At 69.8% G+C, this 19,316-nt stretch carries 21 protein-coding genes and 1 tRNA gene; 15 read left to right on the forward strand and 7 right to left on the reverse strand.

What is annotated here, in order from left to right; translation table 11 throughout:
* Positions 1 to 284 precede the first annotated feature (284 nt).
* Genes ileS through ndk form a run of 4 tightly spaced genes read left to right on the forward strand, consistent with a single transcriptional unit; the run spans position 285 to position 5,813 of the window.
* Positions 285 to 3,650: an isoleucine--tRNA ligase gene (ileS, locus tag BGO15_RS07975; protein WP_056518592.1), complete on the forward strand. Its 3,366-nt coding sequence runs from the start codon at positions 285 to 287 to the stop codon at positions 3,648 to 3,650.
* A complete protein-coding gene (locus BGO15_RS07980; RefSeq protein WP_056208682.1) occupies positions 3,647 to 5,005 on the forward strand; it encodes a bifunctional folylpolyglutamate synthase/dihydrofolate synthase in 1,359 nt (452 codons plus the stop codon). The genes ileS and BGO15_RS07980 overlap by 4 nt, the downstream gene beginning before the upstream one ends.
* Positions 4,993 to 5,391, forward strand: a complete 399-nt coding sequence (locus tag BGO15_RS07985; RefSeq protein WP_056208684.1) for a DUF4233 domain-containing protein — start codon at positions 4,993 to 4,995, stop codon at positions 5,389 to 5,391. Before BGO15_RS07980 ends, BGO15_RS07985 begins: the two co-directional genes overlap by 13 nt.
* A gap of 5 nt (positions 5,392 to 5,396) precedes the next feature.
* On the forward strand, positions 5,397 to 5,813 hold the full coding sequence (gene ndk / locus BGO15_RS07990; RefSeq protein ID WP_045248367.1) for a nucleoside-diphosphate kinase: 417 nt from the start codon (positions 5,397 to 5,399) through the stop codon (positions 5,811 to 5,813).
* 70 nt (positions 5,814 to 5,883) lie between these two features.
* On the opposite strand, the gene BGO15_RS07995 is transcribed toward ndk, so the two are convergent.
* From BGO15_RS07995 to BGO15_RS08020, 6 genes are all read right to left on the reverse strand, one after another.
* Positions 5,884 to 6,336: a hypothetical protein gene (locus BGO15_RS07995; protein WP_056208689.1), complete on the reverse strand. Its 453-nt coding sequence runs from the start codon at positions 6,334 to 6,336 to the stop codon at positions 5,884 to 5,886.
* Positions 6,337 to 6,341: 5 nt separating this feature from the next.
* On the reverse strand, positions 6,342 to 7,844 hold the full coding sequence (locus BGO15_RS08000) for a lipase family protein (protein WP_056518590.1): 1,503 nt from the start codon (positions 7,842 to 7,844) through the stop codon (positions 6,342 to 6,344).
* Positions 7,841 to 8,158, reverse strand: coding sequence for a hypothetical protein (locus tag BGO15_RS08005; protein ID WP_056208696.1), 318 nt, complete (start codon positions 8,156 to 8,158; stop codon positions 7,841 to 7,843). The genes BGO15_RS08000 and BGO15_RS08005 overlap by 4 nt, the downstream gene beginning before the upstream one ends.
* The gene (locus BGO15_RS08010; protein WP_162237831.1) at positions 8,155 to 8,454 is read right to left on the reverse strand and encodes a WXG100 family type VII secretion target; all 300 of its coding nucleotides are present in this window, start codon (positions 8,452 to 8,454) and stop codon (positions 8,155 to 8,157) included. Before BGO15_RS08010 ends, BGO15_RS08005 begins: the two co-directional genes overlap by 4 nt.
* A gap of 5 nt (positions 8,455 to 8,459) precedes the next feature.
* Positions 8,460 to 8,849 (reverse strand): YbaB/EbfC family nucleoid-associated protein, encoded by a 390-nt coding sequence (locus tag BGO15_RS08015; RefSeq protein WP_056208703.1) that lies wholly within the window; start codon positions 8,847 to 8,849, stop codon positions 8,460 to 8,462.
* Between the two features lie 68 nt (positions 8,850 to 8,917).
* Positions 8,918 to 9,535 (reverse strand): vitamin K epoxide reductase family protein, encoded by a 618-nt coding sequence (locus BGO15_RS08020; protein WP_056208705.1) that lies wholly within the window; start codon positions 9,533 to 9,535, stop codon positions 8,918 to 8,920.
* 305 nt (positions 9,536 to 9,840) lie between these two features.
* Between BGO15_RS08020 and BGO15_RS08025 the strand changes: the two genes are divergently transcribed.
* The gene (locus BGO15_RS08025) at positions 9,841 to 12,219 is read left to right on the forward strand and encodes an Rne/Rng family ribonuclease (RefSeq protein ID WP_235557352.1); all 2,379 of its coding nucleotides are present in this window, start codon (positions 9,841 to 9,843) and stop codon (positions 12,217 to 12,219) included.
* Here BGO15_RS08025 and BGO15_RS08030 read toward each other — a convergent pair.
* Positions 12,216 to 12,479, reverse strand: coding sequence for a DUF4031 domain-containing protein (locus tag BGO15_RS08030; RefSeq protein ID WP_056208708.1), 264 nt, complete (start codon positions 12,477 to 12,479; stop codon positions 12,216 to 12,218). The genes BGO15_RS08025 and BGO15_RS08030 overlap by 4 nt on opposite strands.
* A gap of 215 nt (positions 12,480 to 12,694) precedes the next feature.
* Here BGO15_RS08030 and rplU point away from each other — a divergent pair, with 215 nt between their 5' ends.
* The 10 genes from rplU to BGO15_RS08080 all read left to right on the forward strand — a co-directional run bounded on the left by rplU (position 12,695) and on the right by BGO15_RS08080 (position 19,315).
* On the forward strand, positions 12,695 to 13,003 hold the full coding sequence (gene rplU / locus BGO15_RS08035; protein WP_045248360.1) for a 50S ribosomal protein L21: 309 nt from the start codon (positions 12,695 to 12,697) through the stop codon (positions 13,001 to 13,003).
* 21 nt (positions 13,004 to 13,024) lie between these two features.
* Positions 13,025 to 13,282 carry a 50S ribosomal protein L27 gene (gene rpmA / locus BGO15_RS08040; RefSeq protein ID WP_045248359.1) on the forward strand — a complete coding sequence of 86 codons (258 nt, stop codon included), beginning with the start codon at positions 13,025 to 13,027 and terminating at the stop codon, positions 13,280 to 13,282.
* 86 nt (positions 13,283 to 13,368) lie between these two features.
* Positions 13,369 to 14,856 carry a GTPase ObgE gene (gene obgE / locus BGO15_RS08045; protein WP_056208710.1) on the forward strand — a complete coding sequence of 496 codons (1,488 nt, stop codon included), beginning with the start codon at positions 13,369 to 13,371 and terminating at the stop codon, positions 14,854 to 14,856.
* Complete coding sequence (proB, locus tag BGO15_RS08050) at positions 14,853 to 15,695, forward strand: glutamate 5-kinase (RefSeq protein WP_056208713.1); 843 nt, start codon at positions 14,853 to 14,855, stop codon at positions 15,693 to 15,695. The genes obgE and proB overlap by 4 nt, the downstream gene beginning before the upstream one ends.
* On the forward strand, positions 15,692 to 16,951 hold the full coding sequence (locus BGO15_RS08055; RefSeq protein ID WP_056208716.1) for a glutamate-5-semialdehyde dehydrogenase: 1,260 nt from the start codon (positions 15,692 to 15,694) through the stop codon (positions 16,949 to 16,951). The genes proB and BGO15_RS08055 overlap by 4 nt, the downstream gene beginning before the upstream one ends.
* Positions 16,952 to 16,999: 48 nt before the next feature.
* Complete coding sequence (locus tag BGO15_RS08060; RefSeq protein WP_045248355.1) at positions 17,000 to 17,218, forward strand: hypothetical protein; 219 nt, start codon at positions 17,000 to 17,002, stop codon at positions 17,216 to 17,218.
* 8 nt (positions 17,219 to 17,226) lie between these two features.
* Positions 17,227 to 17,826: a nicotinate-nucleotide adenylyltransferase gene (nadD, locus tag BGO15_RS08065; protein WP_045248354.1), complete on the forward strand. Its 600-nt coding sequence runs from the start codon at positions 17,227 to 17,229 to the stop codon at positions 17,824 to 17,826.
* Positions 17,823 to 18,791, forward strand: a complete 969-nt coding sequence (locus tag BGO15_RS08070) for a hypothetical protein (protein ID WP_056208718.1) — start codon at positions 17,823 to 17,825, stop codon at positions 18,789 to 18,791. The genes nadD and BGO15_RS08070 overlap by 4 nt, the downstream gene beginning before the upstream one ends.
* Complete coding sequence (gene rsfS / locus BGO15_RS08075) at positions 18,788 to 19,162, forward strand: ribosome silencing factor (RefSeq protein ID WP_045248352.1); 375 nt, start codon at positions 18,788 to 18,790, stop codon at positions 19,160 to 19,162. Before BGO15_RS08070 ends, rsfS begins: the two co-directional genes overlap by 4 nt.
* Before the next feature lie 77 nt (positions 19,163 to 19,239).
* A tRNA-Ala gene (locus tag BGO15_RS08080) sits at positions 19,240 to 19,315 on the forward strand.
* Position 19,316: the final 1 nt, after the last annotated feature.

A 19,316-nucleotide genomic window follows, 5' to 3' on the forward strand; every position in this document is an offset into this window, starting at 1 on the left:
GCCGGGTCGACGGGCACGGGGAGGGACGCGGCATCCATGCGGTCAGTATGGCGCGCGGGGCGCGACAGTCGCGGTCAGCGCCGGTAGACTTGTGCGACCAGCACCGATCCGGCCATCACCGGGGAGCTCGCGGAAGAACGGCTTCGGCCCACTAGACCCGCGCGGGGCAGGCCCGTCACAGCCGCAGTGAAAGAGGACGGATGCCGCGGCATCCGTCAATGCGGGGTGGTACCGCGGCCTCAGGGTCGTCCCGGCAGGAGCACACGAATCCTGTGAGAGAGACGATGACCTACCCCCGCCCGTCCGCTTTCGGACCCTCCGCCGACGTCGCCCCGAGCCCCCGCTTTCCCGAGATCGAGCGCGAGGTGCTCGACTTCTGGGCGCACGACGACACCTTCCGCGCGTCGATCGCCCAGCGCGACGGCGCCGAGGAGTGGGTGTTCTACGACGGACCGCCGTTCGCGAACGGCCTGCCCCACTACGGACATCTGCTGACCGGCTACGCGAAGGACCTCTTCCCGCGCTTCCAGACGATGCGCGGCAAGAAGGTCGATCGGGTGTTCGGCTGGGACACGCACGGCCTTCCCGCCGAGCTCGAGGCGATGAAGCAGCTCGGCATCACCGAGAAGGACGAGATCGAGCGCATGGGCATCGCGACCTTCAACGCGAAGGCCCGTGCCTCGGTGCTCGAGTACACGCACGAGTGGGAGGACTACGTCACCCGGCAGGCGCGCTGGGTCGACTTCGAGAACGGCTACAAGACGCTCGACGCGACCTTCATGGAGTCGGTGCTGTGGGCCTTCGCGACCCTCTACGAGAAAGGTCTCGCGTACGAGGGCTACCGCGTGCTGCCGTACTGCTGGCGGGACGAGACGCCGCTGTCGGCACACGAGCTTCGCATGGACGACGACGTCTACAAGATGCGCCAGGACCCCTCGGTGACCGTCACGTTCCCGCTCGTCGGCACCAAGGCGGAGGCGCTCGGGCTCACCGGTGTGCGCGTGCTCGCGTGGACGACCACCCCCTGGACCCTCCCCACGAACCTCGCCCTCGCCGTCGGCCCGGACATCACCTATGTCGTGGTGCCCGGCGGGCCGGCGGGCGCCGCCGACATCCCGACCGCCGACGACGCGTCCTCCGCGGCGGCGCACCGTTACCTGCTCGCCGCCGACCTTCTGGGCGGCTATGCGAAGGACCTGGGTTACGAGAACGCGGATGCCGCGCGCGAGGCCGTCGAGCGCACCGTGCTCGGCCACGAGCTCGCCGACGTGCACTACGACCGCCTGTTCGACTACTACGCCGACGAGGCGTTCGGCACCGAGAACGCGTGGCGCATCCTCGCGGACGACTACGTGTCGACGAGCGACGGCACGGGCGTGGTGCACCAGGCTCCCGCGTACGGCGAGGACGACAAGCGCATCGGGGATGCAGCCGGCATCCCGACGATCGTGAGCCTCGACGACGGTGGCCGCTTCCTGCCGCAGGTGACGGATGTCGCGGGCGAACTCTGGATGGACGCGAACCGTCCGCTCATCCGCCTGCTGAAGCAGGAGGGTCGGCTGCTGCGCGAGGCGAGCTACGAGCACTCTTACCCGCACTGCTGGCGGTGCCGCAACCCTCTCATCTACAAGGCCGTGTCGAGCTGGTTCATCCGCGTCACCGACATCAAGGACGACCTGATCGCCGGCAACGCGCAGATCACGTGGGTGCCGGGCAACGTGAAGCACGGCCAGTTCGGCAAGTGGCTCGAGGGCGCGCGCGACTGGTCCGTCAGCCGCAACCGGTACTGGGGTTCGCCGATCCCGGTGTGGAAGAGCGACGACCCCGCCTATCCGCGCGTCGACGTCTACGGGTCGCTCGCGGACCTGGAGCGTGACTTCGGCACGCTCCCTCGTGACGCGGAGGGCCAGGTCGACCTGCACCGCCCGTACATCGACGAGCTCACCCGCCCGAACCCCGACGACCCGACCGGCCGCAGCACGATGCGCCGCATCGAGGACGTGTTCGACGTCTGGTTCGACTCCGGCTCGATGCCCTACGCGCAGGTGCACTACCCGTTCGAGAACCGCGAGTGGTTCGATGCGCACGCTCCCGCCGACTTCATCGTCGAGTACATCGGGCAGACGCGCGGCTGGTTCTACGTCATGCACGTGCTCTCCACCGCGCTGTTCGGACGCCCCGCGTTCACGGGCGTGTCGTGCCACGGCATCGTGCTCGGCAACGACGGCCTGAAGATGTCGAAGTCGCTGCGCAACTATCCGGACGTCTCCGAGGTGTTCGACCGGGACGGCTCCGACGCGATGCGCTGGTTCCTCATGTCGAGCTCGGTGCTGCGCGGCGGCAACCTCGTCGTGACGGAGGAGGGCATTCGCGCGGGTGTGCGCGAGTTCCTGCTGCCGCTGTGGAACGCGTGGTACTTCTTCGCGACCTACGCGAACGCCGCCGGCGGGCCCGGGGGCCAGGCCTACACGGCGACATGGCGCACCGACTCGACGAACGTGCTCGACCGGTACATCCTCGCCTTGACCGGCGACCTGGTGCGGGACGTGGCATCCGATCTCGAGGGTCTGGACTCGACCACCGCGGCCTCTCGCCTGCGCGAGTTCGCCGAGGCGCTGACGAACTGGTACATCCGACGCTCGCGCGACCGGTTCTGGACCGGGGGCGACGTCTCCGATCCGACCAGCACGGAGGCGTTCGACACGCTCTACACCGTGCTTGAGACGCTCACGCGCGTGGCGGCGCCCCTGCTGCCGCTCGTCGCCGAGCGGGTGTGGCAGGGCCTCACCGGCGGACGCAGCGTGCACCTGACCGACTGGCCCGACGCGTCCGCGTTCCCCGCGGCGGCCGACATCCGCACCGCGATGGACACCGTGCGCGAGGTCTCGAGCGTCGCCAACGCCCTGCGCAAGCGCGAAGGCAAGCGGGTGCGCCTGCCGCTTCCGCGCCTGACCGTGGTGGTGACGGATGCCGCGGCCCTCGCCCAGTTCGAGACGATCCTGCAGGACGAGCTCAACGTGAAGGCGATCGAGCTCGTCGAGCTCGCCGCCGACACCCCCGCCGCCTTCGGCATCTCTCACCGCCTGACGGTGAACGCCCGCGCGGCGGGGCCTCGACTCGGCAAGCAGGTGCAGCAGGTGATCCAGGCCGCCAAGGCGGGCGACTGGTCGGTGGTCGACGGCGTCGTCACGGCGGGCGGACTCGCGCTCGTCGACGGGGAGTACGAGCTTGCCGTCGAGACGTCGGGTCGTCCGGAGGGTGAGGCGCTCGCGGTGCTCGCGAGCGGCGGATTCGTGTTGCTCGACACCGCCACGACACCCGCGCTCGAGGCCGAAGGTCTCGCGCGCGACGTGATCCGTGCCGTGCAGGACACGCGCAAGGCCGCCGGCTTCGACGTCAGCGACCGCATCTCGCTCTCGCTGCGCTTCGACGACGACACGGACGCCGCCGCCGTCGCGGCCGCCTTCGCTCTCGCGGGCGTGGCCGACGAGACGCTCGCTGTCAGCGCGACCGTGAACGGACACGTGCTCGTCGGTTCGACGTTCGACGCCGCCGGCCACGGCGAGCACACCGGCTCGTTCGAGGCGGGCGCCTTCGCGAACGCGGGCGCCTTCCGCGTCGAGGTCGCACGCGCGGGGGTGACCGAGTGACCGCCCGCGAGACCGCTCGCGCCGATGCGGTCTACACAGCACTGCTGCAGCGGCAGGGGGAGCAGTGGGTACAGCCGCGCATCGAGCGCACACGCCGCGTGCTCGAGTACCTCGATGACCCGCAGCGTACGTACCGCGTGGTGCATGTGACCGGCACGAACGGGAAGACGTCGACAAGCCGTATCGCAGAGAGCCTGCTGCGTTCGCTCGGTCTGCGCACCGGCCTGTTCACCAGCCCCCATCTCGAGCGGTTCACCGAGCGCATCATGATCGACGGTGAGCCGATCGCCGACGCGCAGGTGGCCGACGCGTGGGAGGAGATCGCCCCGTTCGTCGACCTCGTCGACGCGGAGCTGCAGGCCGCGGGCGATGCACGGCTGACGTTCTTCGAGCTGCTCACCGTGCTCGCGTTCGTGGCTTTCGCGGATGCGCCCGTTGACGTCGCGGTGATCGAGGTCGGGATGGGCGGGTCGTGGGACTCGACAAACACCGCCGACGGCGACGTGGCGGTGATCGCGCCGGTCGGTCTCGACCACGCCGATCGGCTCGGCAGCTCCGTCGAGGCGATCGCGGAGGTCAAGGCCGGCATCATCAAGCCCGGTGCGGCCGTCGTGTCCGCGGCGCAGACGCCGGGCGTCGCCGCCGTGCTCCGCGCCGCCGCCGAGCGTCAGGGTGCGACGATCTCGTTCGCCGACGAGGAGTTCGCCGTCACGGCGGCTAACCTGGCGGTCGGGGGCCAGGTCGTCACGGTGCGCGGACTCGCCGGCACCTACGCCGACGAGTACCTGCCGCTCTACGGCGCCCATCAGGCCGCGAACGCCGCACTCGCGATCGCGGCGGTCGAGTCGCTCATCGGAGGCGGCACGCAGCCGTTGACCGGCGACGTGGTCGCCGAGGGGCTCGCGCAGGCGACCTCGCCGGGCCGCCTGCAGCTGATCGGCACCCACCCGACCGTCGTCGTCGACGCCGCCCACAACCCGCACGGTGCGCACGCGCTCGCGGCGGGGCTGGCGGCATCCTTCGACTTCGACGAATGGGGACTCGTGCTCGGCGTGCTCGGCGACAAGGACGCATCCGGCATCGTCGGAGAGCTCGTCGATGTCGCGACCCACGTCTTCGCGACCGCGCCCGATTCCGACCGTGCCCGTGACGCGGACGCCGTCGCCGATGTGGTCGAAGCTGCGGGCCTGCCGGTGTCGGTGCATCCGGACCTCGCCGACGCGGCGGAGGCCGCCCGGTCGTGGGCGGCGACGGGAGAGCGGCGCGCGGTCGTCATCGCGGGCTCCGTCGTGCTCGCGGGGGAGGCGATCGCGCTCGCGCGCGATGAGGACTGGATGGCCGGGTGGGAGCAGTGAGCCCGCGCGAGCGCCGTCGGCGCGGTGCCGAGGAGTCGCTGGGCGCCGTCATCCTCGGATTCGAGTCGATCGTCGTCTTCCTCGGCGGTCTCGCCGTCTACGGACTCAAGGGTCTCCCCGACGGCGTCGACCCCTGGTGGGGCATCGTCGGGGGCATCGTCGTGGCCGTCGTCATGGTGCTCACGACCCTCGTGTTGCGCTTCCGATGGGGAATCTGGCTCGGATGGGCACTGCAGGTGCTCGTGTTCCTGAGCGGCTTCCTCGCGTTCGGCCTGTTCATCGTCGGGGTCATTTTCGGCGCCATGTGGGGATATGCGACGATCAAGGGGGCCCAGCTCGATCGCCGTAACGCGCGGCTCGTCGAGGGCGCCGAGAACGGAGACTGAGAACCATGGCCACCGAAGAAACCCTCGTCCTCGTCAAGCCCGACGGCGTCGCCCGCGGCCTGACCGGAGCCATCCTCGCCCGGATCGAGGCGAAGGGGTACTCGCTCGTCGATCTGCGACTCGTGGAGCCCGAACGGGGCCGGCTCGAGCAGCATTACGCCGAGCACGAAGGCAAGCCGTTCTACGAGCCTCTTGTCGAGTTCATGATGTCCGGTCCGTCGGTCGCGATCCGCCTCGCCGGCAACCGTGTGATCGAGGGGTTCCGGTCCCTCGCGGGAACCACCGACCCCACGACGGCCGCTCCGGGGACGATCCGCGGCGACTTCGGTCGCGACTGGGGGGTGAAGGTGCAGCAGAACCTGGTGCACGGCAGCGACAGCCCGGAGTCGGCGGCCCGCGAGTTGGAGATCTGGTTCGGCTGAGTCGTCCGGCGCGAGATGTGTTGATGCCCGCCTCCGCCAAGAGGCGGGCATCGACGTTGCGGAGCGGGTGTCAATGCAGAATCCGCGTGACCTCGTCCCACGACAGCGATAGCGCTGTGGGCACGGATCCGCGGTAGGCGCTGGGGTCCGCTCCGAGCGTGACAGCGGCCGGCTCGAGGTCGATGCGGTCGCCGCTCGAGCTGCGCACGGTGAGATCGAGGCGGTCACCACCCAGCGTGTTGTTCGCCTCGATGAGCTGCAGGATGCGGCGCAGCTCCGCATCAGAGACATCGGCGGCCGTCGACACGGCGCCGACGTTGAGCACCACCGTGAACCCGTCGGTGCTGCGGCTCGCCCACGCATCCGAGAGACCGAGGCCGGCACCTTCGAGCGCGGCGGGGATCTTCTGCTCGAACGACACGTCCGCCGTCGGGGCGCCGACGCACCCGGCGAGGCCGGTCACCAGTGCGACGGCGGTGGCGACGAGCGCGATCGTGCGGGGGAGCGCGTGTCGGGGGGACATGATCCTCATTCTGCTGCCGTGAACATCGAGTGGTCGACGACCGCGCCGGTGAGCGCGTCGAGTCCGGGCGGGGGAGCGCCGTGTTGGGCGGCGTACAGCTGCTCCCACGCGGCGATCGAGTCCCGGTAGTACTGGTTGTCGTGCGCGGCCAGGGGGTTCCCGGTGTCGGGCAGCGTGATGCGGTGCACGTTCGGAGGCACGGGCCCGGTGCCGTTGCCGTCGAGGCGCGGCACCAGGTCGCTCTCGTGCTGGAACGAGTAGACCGGGACATCGGCGGGAACCGCGAACCCGTCAACAGGCGATCCGTTGGTGACGACCCCGATCGTGCGGTACGGGAACGTCGGATCGGCCGCGAGGTTCGCCGCCAGGATGCCTCCCTGGCTGAAGCCTGTCAGCACCACCCGATCGCCGGGCCGGATGCCGGCGTCTCTCATCGCCTCGAGCGCGGCTCGCTCATACGCGGATCTCAGCAGGGGGTTGTCGAGCATGAGTGCGATATTCGAGTCGCGATCGTTCATAGCCCCCTTGTCGCCGCTGAACTGCCAGTCCTGCGTGGAGGGAACCGAGACCACCCAGTGCTCCGAACCGTCGGCCCGGACGACCCGCTTCACGTCGATCACCGTCGCATCGGCGCCGCCCATCAGATCCGTCGTGCCATTCACCGCGACGAGGTCGGCGAAGGTGTCGAGCCGGGTGACGCGCTGCGCGTCCTCCCATGCTTGTCGGCGCGTCGGGTCGAGCGTGTCGGGGTCGAGCTCTTCGACGTCGGCAGACTTCTGGAGGAAGTTCTGCGCGGCTCCGCCGAACAGCATCCCGACGAGTCCGCCGGTGGCGAGTCCGACGGCGGGCAGCATGCGGGCGACGACGTCTTTCAGTGTCGCCGCAGCCTCGGCGATGATCGGAATGAGGCGCTGGATGAGCGCGGAGAGCGCGTGGAGAGCCTCGAGGAGCTCGGTCACGAGCCGTCCGGTCGCGGCGACGAGATCTGCGGCGGCGCGCGCGAAATCCGTCACGCGGTGGGCGATCTCGAGCGGGTTGAGGGAGAACGAGAACAGCTGCTCGGCGAAGCGCGCGAGGCGGGCCAGCACCTCGCAGACGTAGGTTCGGGTCGCATCCACGATTCGGGAGGCGAGACGGAGGGATGCCGCTGTCGCCGCGGCCCACTCCGCGGCATCCCTCGTCACCGCCAGGAGGTCGTCGTGTCGTTCTCGCAACGCGCGCACGGTGCGGCCGTCGAGATCAGTGAGGGCGGTGCGGCCGACGCGCAGTCGCGGCGCGAGTTCGGTCAGCGACGCCGCTGCGTCCTCCCACTGCGCGGCGACACCCCCGACCTGGGCGCTGTCACCGAGCAGCTGGTCGACCCAGTCCCGAAGCGGTTGCACGTAGGTGATCACGACGCCCGCGATGCCGGGGATCTCCGCGCACGCCGGTGCGCCCAGAGCGCTGCGCGGGAGGCCGCCGGCCCAGGCGCCGCCGCGTATCTCTGCAGCGAGCGACGACGCGCTCATGGTTCCGTCCCGGTGAAGGTCGTCGTCGCGTCGTCCTCGACGCGGGCGAAGGCTGTGCCCGCGTGCGACGCCCCGTCGGCCATGCGGTCGCTGAGGGTGTGCGCCATGCCCAGGAGGTCACGCGTATGGGACGCGAGAGCAGTGGTCGCGGGCACGAGGAGTCCCTGTGCGAGCGCACCGAACGCGATCGGCCCGAGCGGCGTCGCGGTGCGCGCCGCCGCCCGGTCCAGCTCGGCGGACGCCTCGCGCAGCAGTGTCTCCTGAGCCTGCAGCACGTCGCCGTCGAGGACGATGCGCTGATTCGCCGCGGTCACGAGGTCGCTCCGAGAGAGCGTGCGCCCTGCAGGTCCGTGGCGGTGTACGACTCGGCGAGGGCGGTGAGGGCGGTGTCGATGCGAGCGAGTGCGTCGGTGCGGTCTGCCAGCCCGGCGCGCAATTGTCGTTGGGCCGCATCGAACGCCTGCTGGGCTTCGCCCGACCAGGATCCTCGCAACGCCGTCGCGTCGCTCTCGAGTTGGGTGAGGGCGTCGTCGATTGCGCGACCCGCGCTCGTGATGCGGGCCGCCGCGGCGGCGAGCCGGGCTGGGGTGACGACGAGGCGGTCGAGCATGATCATCAGGCGCCCGAACCGGGTCCGTCATCGTGTACCGGACCGGTGCGCGTCACGGTGAGGGAGTCGACGTCCGCCACAGCGGCGAGCCGTTCGACGGCCCGCGCGGCCGCGAGACCCTGTGCCTGCGCGGCGGTCTCGGTGAGGAGGCGGGAGAGCGAGCGGGCGTCGACGTCGAGCGCGGTGTCCTGCACCTCGATGCGATCGATCGCCCCCGTCGCGCCGGCGGTCACGGACACCTCGCGTCCGGGTGAGGTCGCAGTGACGCGCAGCGCGCGAAGGTCGGCTTCGATGCGAGCCGCGGCATCCGCTGCCTGGCGGGCCGCCGCGATCTGGGCATCGATGCGGGCTCGAGCCGCATCCAGCGCGGTCATGCCGTCCGTCTCGTACGACATCGCTGCCTCCTCGCGTCGCCCTCACGCTAGCGAGCGGAGACGGCGGCGCGGGGGTGCCTGTGGATAGCTCAGCCGAAGAAGGTGCTGAGCACGTTGGGAATCGCGTCCAATCGCAGCTGGGCGAGGAGGATCACGACCGCGTAGCTGAGGATCGTGGCGAGCGGCACCCACGCCATCAGGCGTCCCGCGCGCGACCGGGTGCGCGCCGTGACGGGAACTGCGCCGATGCGCAGCACGTGGACGGTCACGGCGTAGAACGTCGGGATCGTCATCGACCAGGTCAGCATGCACCACGGGCACAGGGTGTGCAGCTGGAAGATGCTCTGGCTGATGAACCAGGTGACGAGCCCGAACGCGCTCGCGGTGCCGAACCAGAACAGCCCCCAGAACCAGCCGGGGAAGCGCACCCGGGCGAGCACTGCCACGCCCATGATCACCGGAGCCACCCAGCCTGCGAGGCCGAGGATCGGGTTGGGGAAGCCGAATGCACTGCCCTGCCACGATTCGAGGTTCGCCTTGCACTGGACGAGCACGCTGAAGTCGCAGGATGCCGCGGCTGCCGGGTTCGCGAGCAGGTGCAGCCGCTCGAGCGTGAGTTCGAAGGCGGCCGTCCAGCCGACCACGCCGGCGACGATCAGCCAGATTCCGAAAGCGGGTGTGCGCGGTGCGGATGCATGGTCGGGCATGCCCGCATTCTCGCGGTGCGCAGCAGGCCCGCGCCGGCGCAGCGACCGTGAGAATGAGAGGCTCGACGCGCCGCGGCATCCACCCGTCGCGCGGACGACACGGAAGATGAGATAATGAACCGGATGCCGCGGCGGCCGCGCCGCTCGCGACATCGATGCAGACTTCGGGCGATGACCGCCCTCGCAGGACGAGCCTCGAGCCTCCTGCACACCGAGTGAGTTTGCGGCAGCGCCGGGTGCGCCGCCGCCAGAGATGAGATCGCCGGGCGACGCGCGGTGTCGCCGGGCTGGGAGACAAGCCTGTGATGGCCGATGATGCCGACATCCCCTCGAACCCCGCTGACGTTGCTGACGCCGTGACGGATGCCACGACCCCCGCGATCGCCGACCCTTTCACCGTGCAGCCTGCGGCTGACGTTCTTGCTTCCGATCAGGTCGTGGACTCGGCGGTGACCGGGGCTGTGAGCGATGACGGCGTCCCGGAGCCGGGCTCTGCCGATGCCACCGCCGATGTCGCGACCACGGAGACCGAGGCAGCTGAGCCGGACGCCGAGCCTGAGCCGGTCGCCGAGCCTGAGGCGGAGGCCGAGCCGGAGTCTGTCGCGGAGCCGGAGGGTCCGCTCACCGCGGTCGGGCTCGGCTTGCTGCCCGAGACCTTCGTGTCCACCGTCTCGGCAGCTCTCCACTTCTACGCGCCGCCCGTCGCACTGCTGCCGCTGCTCGACGACATCGACGAGTCGCCCGCCCCGGCGGACGCCGTCCAGCCGGGCACCAGCACCAGCCGTCGCCGCAATCGTCGCCGCGGCACGGGTGGCGAGGCCACCGAGGAGCGTGAGTACACCCGCCCGGCTCGCGCCGTCGAGCTGATCACCGAGCCGCAGCGCATCAAGGGCTCCACGCGTCTCGAGGCGAAGAAGCAGCGTCGGCGCGACGGTCGTGAGGCCGGCCGTCGCCGTCCGGTCGTCACCGAGGCCGAGTTCCTCGCGCGCCGTGAGGCCGTCGACCGCGTGATGGTGGTGCGGTCGAAGAACGGTCGCATCCAGATCGCCGTCCTTGAGGACGACGTGCTCGTCGAGCACTATGTCGCCCGCAACCAGGACGCCTCGCTCATCGGCAACGTCTACCTCGGTCGCGTGCAGAACGTGCTTCCGAGCATGGAGGCCGCGTTCGTCGACATCGGCCGGGGCCGCAATGCTGTGCTCTATTCCGGTGAGGTCGACTGGGATGGCGTCGAGACCGGCAACCAGCCGCGTCGCATCGAGCTCGCCCTCAAGAGCGGCGACCGTGTGCTCGTGCAGGTCACGAAGGACCCGGTCGGCCACAAGGGCGCCCGGCTCACGAGCCAGATCTCGCTCCCGGGTCGCTACCTGGTGTACGTGCCGGGTGGAGCGATGAACGGCATCTCGCGCAAGCTCCCCGACACCGAGCGCGCCCGCCTGAAGAAGATCCTCAAGGAGGTGCTGCCGGAGTCGTCGGGTGTGATCGTGCGCACCGCGGCCGAGGGCGCCACCGAGGAGCAGCTCACCCGCGATGTGCAGCGTCTGACTTCGCAGTGGGAGCACATCAGCGCCCAGACGCAGGCGGGTCAGGCGCCGGCGCTGCTGCACTCCGAGCCTGACCTCCTCGTCAAGATCGTGCGTGACGTCTTCAATGAGGACTTCACGAAGATGCTCATCCAGGGTGACGAGGGCCAGCAGACCATCGAGAGCTACCTGCGTGCGGTGGCGCCCGACCTTCTCGAGCGCGTCGAGCGCTACGAGGGCGAGCGCGACCCGTTCGACACGTTCCGCGTGACCGAGCAGATCGAGAAGGCGCTCGAGCGAAAGGTGTGGCTTCCCTCGGGCGGTTCGCTCGTCATCGACCGCACCGAGGCCATGACGGTCGTCGACGTCAACACGGGCAAGTTCGTCGGCTCGGGCGGGAACCTCGAGGAGACCGTCACGAAGAACAATCTCGAGGCGGCCGAGGAGATCGTGCGTCAGCTGCGACTGCGCGACATCGGCGGCATCATCGTCGTCGACTTCATCGACATGGTGCTCGAGTCGAACCGCGATCTCGTGCTGCGGCGCCTCATCGAGTGCCTCTCGCGCGACCGGACGAAGCACCAGGTCGCCGAGGTCACGTCCCTCGGGCTCGTGCAGATGACCCGCAAGAAGCTGGGGCTCGGCCTGCTCGAGACCTTCAGCGAGGCGTGCGAGATCTGCGCCGGGCGCGGCGTCATCGTGCACCACGACCCGGTTGTGAAGCACCGCACGGCGGCGCCCGCCACGAACGGCGGCACGCGGCGCAATCGCGGCGGCCAGGGGCAGAACGGCGTGAACGCCGCGGCTGCTCCGCAGCAGCCGGCTCCGGCGGGTGGGGGCACCCACGTGATCACCGAGGGTGCGAAGTCGGCACTCGCGAAGATCGCGGCCTCAACCATCGCGCCCGTGCTGACCGATTCGGGTGTACCGCTGGAGATCGAGCTGCCGTCGGCGGATAGCGCTGAGCAGCCCGAGCGTCCCAAGCGTCGTCGCAAGCGCTCCGACGGGGGATCCTCGAAGAGCGAAGCGGACATCCTCCTCGACTCGGTGCTCAACGCGCTGCCTGAGCCGAAGGCCCCCGGTCAGGGTCGCGCGCGCCGCCGTGTGACGACGGCGACGCTCACGACGACGCCGGTCGTCGGCGAGCAGCCGCAGGGCTAAGCGCGGTCGCGCGCGCGTACGCGCAGACCGGACGCGATGAGCCGGCGCACGAGCGTGTGCCCGTCGACGGCGGTCGCGCCGGCGGCGACGAGACGCTCGTGGGCCTCGGCCGGAACGTCGTAGTGGTCGAGATCGAAGGCGCGGGCCGGAAGCTCGTTCGCGCGGGCGAACGTGTGCAACTCCTCGAGGCTGTGGTCGCTGACGAGATGCGACCAGAGGCGTCCGTGTGCGGGCCAGCGGGGGTCGTCGATCAGGATCACTCCGGAAGTCTACGAGCGGATGCCGCGACACGGCCCCGTCTCGCTTTGCCGGAGGGCGCGGCATCCGGTAAAGTATCCCTTTGGTGCGTCATGCGCTGCACCCCGGGAGCGGCGCGAGGACTCGATGTCCGGTGGCACCGTGACTTTCCCGCCCTTCACGGGCGATACGGATGGACAACACGGAGCAGTCAGCTCCCTGAAGAAACAGGTGTGAAGTGGTTTACGCAGTTGTGCGCGCCGGCGGCCGCCAGGAGAAGGTCCAGGTCGGCTCGATCGTCGTTCTCGACCGCCTTCAGGCGCAGGTCGGCGAGAAGGTCGAGCTCGCCGCGGTGCTCCTGGTCGACGGCGACGCCGTGACCACTGACGCCGACAAGCTCGCGAAGGTGTCGGTCACGGCCGAGGTGCTCGGCAACGAGCGCGGCCCGAAGATCGTGATCCAGAAGTTCAAGAACAAGACCGGCTACAAGAAGCGCCAGGGCCACCGTCAGGACCTCACGCGCGTCAAGGTCACCGGCATCAAGTAAGCAGCCAGGGGAGACGTTCAGATGGCACACAAAAAGGGCGCAAGCTCCACCCGCAACGGTCGTGACTCGAACGCGCAGCGCCTCGGCGTGAAGCGCTTCGGCGGCCAGGTCGTCAACGCCGGCGAGATCATCGTCCGCCAGCGCGGTACGCACTTCCACCCCGGCGTGAACGTCGGCCGTGGCGGCGACGACACGCTGTTCGCGCTGTCGGCCGGTGCCGTCGAGTTCGGCACCAAGGGCGGCCGCAAGGTCGTCAACATCGTCGCTTCCGCGGAGTGATCCGGGTCGACGCATAAGACTCGGCGAGGGGCGGGCTTCGGCTCGCCCCTCGCCTCATTTCCGGCCCATATCGAGAGGATGCCGCCATGGTCACGTTCGTGGACACCGTGACGCTCCATCTGCGCGCCGGCAAGGGCGGCAACGGCTGTGTGTCGGTACGTCGTGAGAAGTTCAAGCCGCTCGCCGGTCCCGACGGAGGCAACGGCGGCGACGGCGGTGACATCGTGCTCGTCGCCGACCCGCAGACCACGACCCTGCTGTCCTACCACCACTCACCGCACCGGTCCGCCGGCAACGGCGGGTTCGGGATGGGTGACAACCGTTCGGGCGCCGAGGGCGACGACGTCGAGCTGCCGGTTCCGGTGGGCACCGTCGTCACCACGGAGGACGGCGAGCTCATCGCCGATCTGATCGAGCCCGGCATGCGGCTGGTGGTCGCTCCCGGTGGCCGCGGCGGTCTCGGCAATGCGGCGCTCGCGAACCCGAAGCGCAAGGCCCCGGGCTTCGCGCTTCTCGGCACGCCCGGCTGGGAGGGCGATGTCCGGCTCGAGCTGAAGACCGTCGCCGACGTGGCGCTCGTGGGCTTCCCCTCGGCAGGGAAGTCGAGCCTGATCGCGGCGGTGTCGGCGGCTCGCCCGAAGATCGCCGACTATCCGTTCACGACTCTGCACCCCAATCTGGGCGTCGTGCAGGCGGGAGACATCCGCTACACGATCGCGGATGTCCCGGGGCTCATCGAGGGCGCCAGCGACGGCCGTGGACTCGGCCTCGAGTTCCTTCGCCACGTGGAGCGCTGCGCGGCGCTCGTGCACGTGCTCGACTGCGCCACGCTCGAGCCGGGGCGTGACCCGCTGAGCGATCTCGATGTCATCCTCGCCGAGCTGGGTGCCTATCCGGTGCCCGAAGGGCAGGTGCCGCTCCTGGAGCGACCTCAGCTCATCGCGCTCAACAAGGTGGACGTGCCCGAGGCGGAGGAACTCGCCGAGTTCGTCCGCGGTGACCTCGAGCAGCGCGGCTATCGGGTGTTCGAGATCTCCACGGTCAGCCGCGAGGGGCTGCGCGAGCTCACGTTCGCGATGGCGGAGATCGTCGCCGAGCAGCGGAAGGTCGCGTCATCCGCGCCCACGCCGGCCCGCGTGATCATCCGCCCGCAGGGTGCGGTGGCCGATTTCACCGTGCGCGTCGAGGGCGGCACCTACGGCGACATCTATCGCATCCTCGGCGAGAAGCCGGTGCGGTGGGTGCAGCAGACCGACTTCCAGAATGACGAGGCCGTCGGCTTCCTCGCCGACCGGCTGGCCAAGCTCGGCGTCGAGGACGAGCTGTTCCGCGTCGGTGCGACGCCCGGAGCCACCGTCGTCATCGGTCCGGGGGACGGCATCGTCTTCGACTGGCAGCCCGCCCTCACCTCGGCGGCCGAGCTCATGACCGCGCCGCGAGGCACAGACCCGCGCCTGGATGATCGCACGCGTCGCACGACGCGCGAGCGCCGTGAGCAGTATCACGAGCTGATGGATGCAAAGGCGGCCGCGCGCGCGGAGTCCGCGTACGAGTTCGACGAGGACGACGAGTGACCGTCACCTCACGCGCCGAGCTTCGCGGCGCGACTCGCGTGGTCGTGAAGGTCGGATCCTCCTCGATCAGCGGCGAGAACGTCCACAAGATCGAGCCGATCGTCGCCGCCCTGGCGGAAGCGTACGGGCGGGGCACCGAGGTGGTCCTGGTCTCCTCGGGGGCCATCGCCACCGGCATGCCGTATCTGCGTCTCGACGAGCGACCGACAGACCTTGCCACCCAGCAGGCGGCGGCGGCCGTCGGACAGAACGTGCTGATCTATCGCTACCAGGCGGCCCTTCGCCCGTTCGCCATCGTCGCAGGGCAGGTGCTGCTCACTGCCGGCGACTTGGAGAACGCGACCCATCGGTCGAACGCGCGGCGTGCGATGGAGCGCCTGCTGCGCCTGCGCATCCTTCCGATCGTGAACGAGAACGACACGGTCGCGACCCACGAGATCCGCTTCGGCGACAACGACCGGCTCGCAGCGCTCGTCGCGCGGCTCGTCGGCGCGGACGCGCTCGTGCTGTTGAGCGACATCGAGTGCCTGTACACCCGCCCGCCCGGTGAGCCCGGGGCGACGCCGATCGACACCGTCGCGTTCGGAGACGATCTCGCCGGCTACGAGTTCGGCTCGGTCGTCGTCAACAGCGTCGGCACCGGGGGAGCGGCGACCAAGGTCTCGGCCGCCACGCTCGCCGCGGCCGCGGGAGTGGGCGTACTCGTGACCAGCGCAGATCTCATCGGCGAGGCGCTCGGGGGTGAGCACGTCGGCACATGGTTCGTGCCGGATGACCAGGCGCCGCGGCATCCGCTCACGGGACCGGTGAGCACCGGCGCGGATACACTGGCGGGATGACCCTGGTGCGCACCACCGCTCGCGAGCGGATGGTTCTGGCTCGCGACGCATCGCGTCAGATCGGCCTGCTCGGTGACGACAAGAAGGCATCCTTACTGCGTGCGATCGCCGACGCGATCGAGGCGGATGCCGCGGCGATCGTCGCGGCCAACGCCGACGATCTCGCGCGGGGCGAGCGGGACGGGCTCGCGCCCGGTCTGCTCGACCGTCTGCGCCTCGATGAGGCCCGCGTGGGCGCCCTCGCCGGTGCCGTGCGCGATGCCGCGGCTCTCCCCGATCCGGTGGGACGCGTGCTCGATGAGCGCGTGATCGCGGGTGGGGTGACGCTCACCAAGGTGTCCGTCCCGCTGGGCGTGGTCGGCTCGATCTATGAGGCTCGTCCCAATGTGACCGTCGACATCGCGGCGCTCGCGCTGCGGTCGGGCAACGCCGTGGTGCTCCGAGGGGGCACGGCGGCCGCGGCGAGCAACGCAGAGCTGGTGCGCGTCATGCGGGAGGCTCTCGCCGCAGAGGGTGTCGACCCCGAGGCGATCCAGACTCTCGACGACGAAGGCCGCGACGGTGCCCGCGAGCTCATGCACGCTCGTGGTCTGATCGACGTGCTGGTCCCGCGGGGGAGTGCGCAGCTCATCGAGACCGTCGTGACAGAGTCCACGGTGCCGGTCATCGAGACGGGGGCAGGTGTCGTGCACATCTTCCTCGACGAGACGGCGCGCGCGGATTGGGCGGCGGATATCGCGGTCAACGCGAAGGCGCAGCGCCCGAGCGTCTGCAACTCGGTCGAGACGATCCTCGTGCACCGCGATGCGGCGGAGCGTCTGATCCCGGATGTGGCGGCCGCCCTCGCTGCGGCGGGTGTCACGATCCACGGCGACTCGACCGTCGGCGCCCTGGCACCCGGCGTCGTGCCCGCGACCGAGGCGGACTGGGCGACGGAATACCTGACCCTGGATGTGGCCATGAAGGTCGTCGACGACCTCGACGACGCGCTCGCGCACATCCGCACCTATTCGACCCACCACACGGAGTCGATCCTCACGGCCGACGAGGCCAATGCCGAACGGTTCCTCGCGGAGGTCGACTCGGCCGTCGTGATGGTGAATGCCTCGACCCGGTTCACCGACGGTGGCGAGTTCGGCTTCGGCGCCGAGGTGGGCATCTCCACACAGAAGCTGCACGCCCGCGGACCGATGGGCCTTCCCGAACTCACCAGCACGAAGTGGCTCGCCCGGGGCGCCGGGCAGGTGCGTGCCTGACGGCATAGACTGAGCGGGCGCGCGCGCCCCCATCCGAACGGAGTACCCATGACCTTCGCGACCATCCTCGTGTCCGCGGCCGAAGAGAGCCACGGCAACGTGATGCTCGAGACGATCGTGTTCCCGATCATCGCCATCTCGGTGTTCGCTCTCCTCGGGCTCGTCACGCTCTCGTACCGCCACACGGCGAACCGTCACGCGCACAAGGCGGAGGCCTATGCGAAGTCGCACGCCAAGGAGCTCGAGCAGGCGGGTCACGGCCACTAAGGCCCTGCATGACGGCTGCAGCACGGACGCCGCGCATCGGCGTCATGGGCGGCACGTTCGACCCGATCCATCACGGACACCTGGTCGCCGCGTCGGAGGTGGCGGCATCCTTCGATCTCGATGAGGTCGTGTTCGTTCCCACCGGCACGCCCTGGCAGAAGTCCCGGGTGACCGAGAGCGAGCACCGCTATCTGATGACGGTGATCGCGACGGCCGCGAACCCGCAGTTCCGTGTGAGCCGCGTCGATATCGATCGTGACGGTCCCACCTACACGGTCGACACGCTGCGGGACATCCAGTCGCACTACCCGGGTGCCGACCTCTTCTTCATCACGGGAGCTGACGCCATAGCGCAGATTCTCAGTTGGAAGGACAATGATGGGCTGTGGGATCTCGCCCACTTCGTCGCGGTGTCGCGCCCCGGTCACGTGCTCAGCGCCGACGGCCTGCCGCCCCGTGGCGTGAGTCTGCTCGAGGTTCCCGCCCTCGCGATCTCCTCCACGGACTGCCGGGCGCGCGTAGAACGCGGACAACCGGTGTGGTACCTCGTTCCCGACGGGGTCGTCCAGTACATTGCGAAACATCACCTCTATCGGAGCAAGGCATGAGTTCCCCTGATCAGTCCGGCACGCCGCCGCTGACGCGTCGTCAGCTGCGCGACCTGCGCAACACCGGTTCGACCCCGGTGGTCGACGAGGCGACCGCAGAGGCGGTCGAGACACCGGATGTCGCCACACCCGCTGCCGCCCCTGTCGCTGCTGTTCCTCTCGCCCGGCCGGCGGAGCCCGTCGACCTGCGCCCGGCGCCCGGTCCCGCCGCTTCCGTCGACCTCGGTGTGTCCCCGCTCACCCGCCGGCAGGCCCGCGAGCAGGAGCGGATCCGCACGGCGTCGATTCCGGTGGTCTCACCCGAGCCGGCATCGCCCGCCGTGGCGAGCGATGCATCCCCCGCTCCGGTGTTCGCCGCCGATGCGTCGGCGACGCCCGTCGAGGTCGCTGAAGAGTCCCTCTCGGCCGTGCTCGTCGAGGAGGTGCCCATCGCACCTCCGCGCGAGGAGTCACAGGTGACGGTGAATCCGTCGCTCGGCGAGGGGCTCTTCGACAAGCTGCGGTCCGCCTCCGTGCCGTCAGCGTCTTTCGATGATCTGCTGATCGCCGGCGGGGAGTCGAGTGGATCGACGTCGACATCCAATGCCCTCATCGTCAATCAGAACCCTCTCCTGACGGGCTCACTCGTCGCGCCCATCACGGGCACGGGTGAGGTGCTGATCACCGGCACGTTCGAGCTGCCCGAGGGATTCGGCTCACGTGGGCACGTTGAAGGCGCGGCCGATGGCCACGAGGTCGACGCTGTGCTCATCGACGGCGAGCTGCCGGCCGCGTCGTCGCCGACACCGATCTCCGCGAGTGCGGCCATCAGCACGGTGAAGAACGGTTCTGGCGAGATCATCCGTCCGCCAGCGCCCGAGAAGGGCAACCGTCTTCTGCTCGTGCTCTCGATCACGGCCGGTGCGCTGGCGCTGGCGCTCGTCGTCGCCCTCGTTGCCGCCTTCGCGACCGGGGCCCTCTCGTGACGGCGTCTGCGTCGACGATCGACGCCCTGCAGGTCGCCGCTGCCGCCGCCGACTCCAAGGGCGGAGAAGATCTGGTCGCGCTCGACGTGTCGGAGCCGCTGCCGCTTGTCGATGCCTTCCTGCTCGTCACGGGACGCAATGAGCGCAACGTGGCGGCGATCGCCGACGAGGTGGAGGAGCGACTGCTCGAAGCCGGCATCAAGCGCCTGCGGCGCGAGGGCCGCGAGGAATCCCGGTGGATCCTGCTCGACTTCGGAGACATCGTCGTGCACGTCTTCCACGAGGAGGAGCGCATGTTCTACGGCCTCGAACGTCTGTGGAAGGACTGCCCGGTGCTGTCGGTAGCGGTGCCCGCGGCATCCGCCGAATGAGCCGCCTCGATTCGGTGTCCTTGCCGTCGATGTAGTAAGCTCATCGAGTTGCCCCGCGAGGGGTGACACCCAGAAACGGGCCTGTGGCGCAGCTGGTAGCGCACCTGCATGGCATGCAGGGGGTCAGGGGTTCGAGTCCCCTCAGGTCCACCAC

Source organism: Microbacterium sp. 71-23 (assembly GCF_001897265.1).
GTDB classification, from domain to species: domain Bacteria; phylum Actinomycetota; class Actinomycetes; order Actinomycetales; family Microbacteriaceae; genus Microbacterium; species Microbacterium ginsengisoli.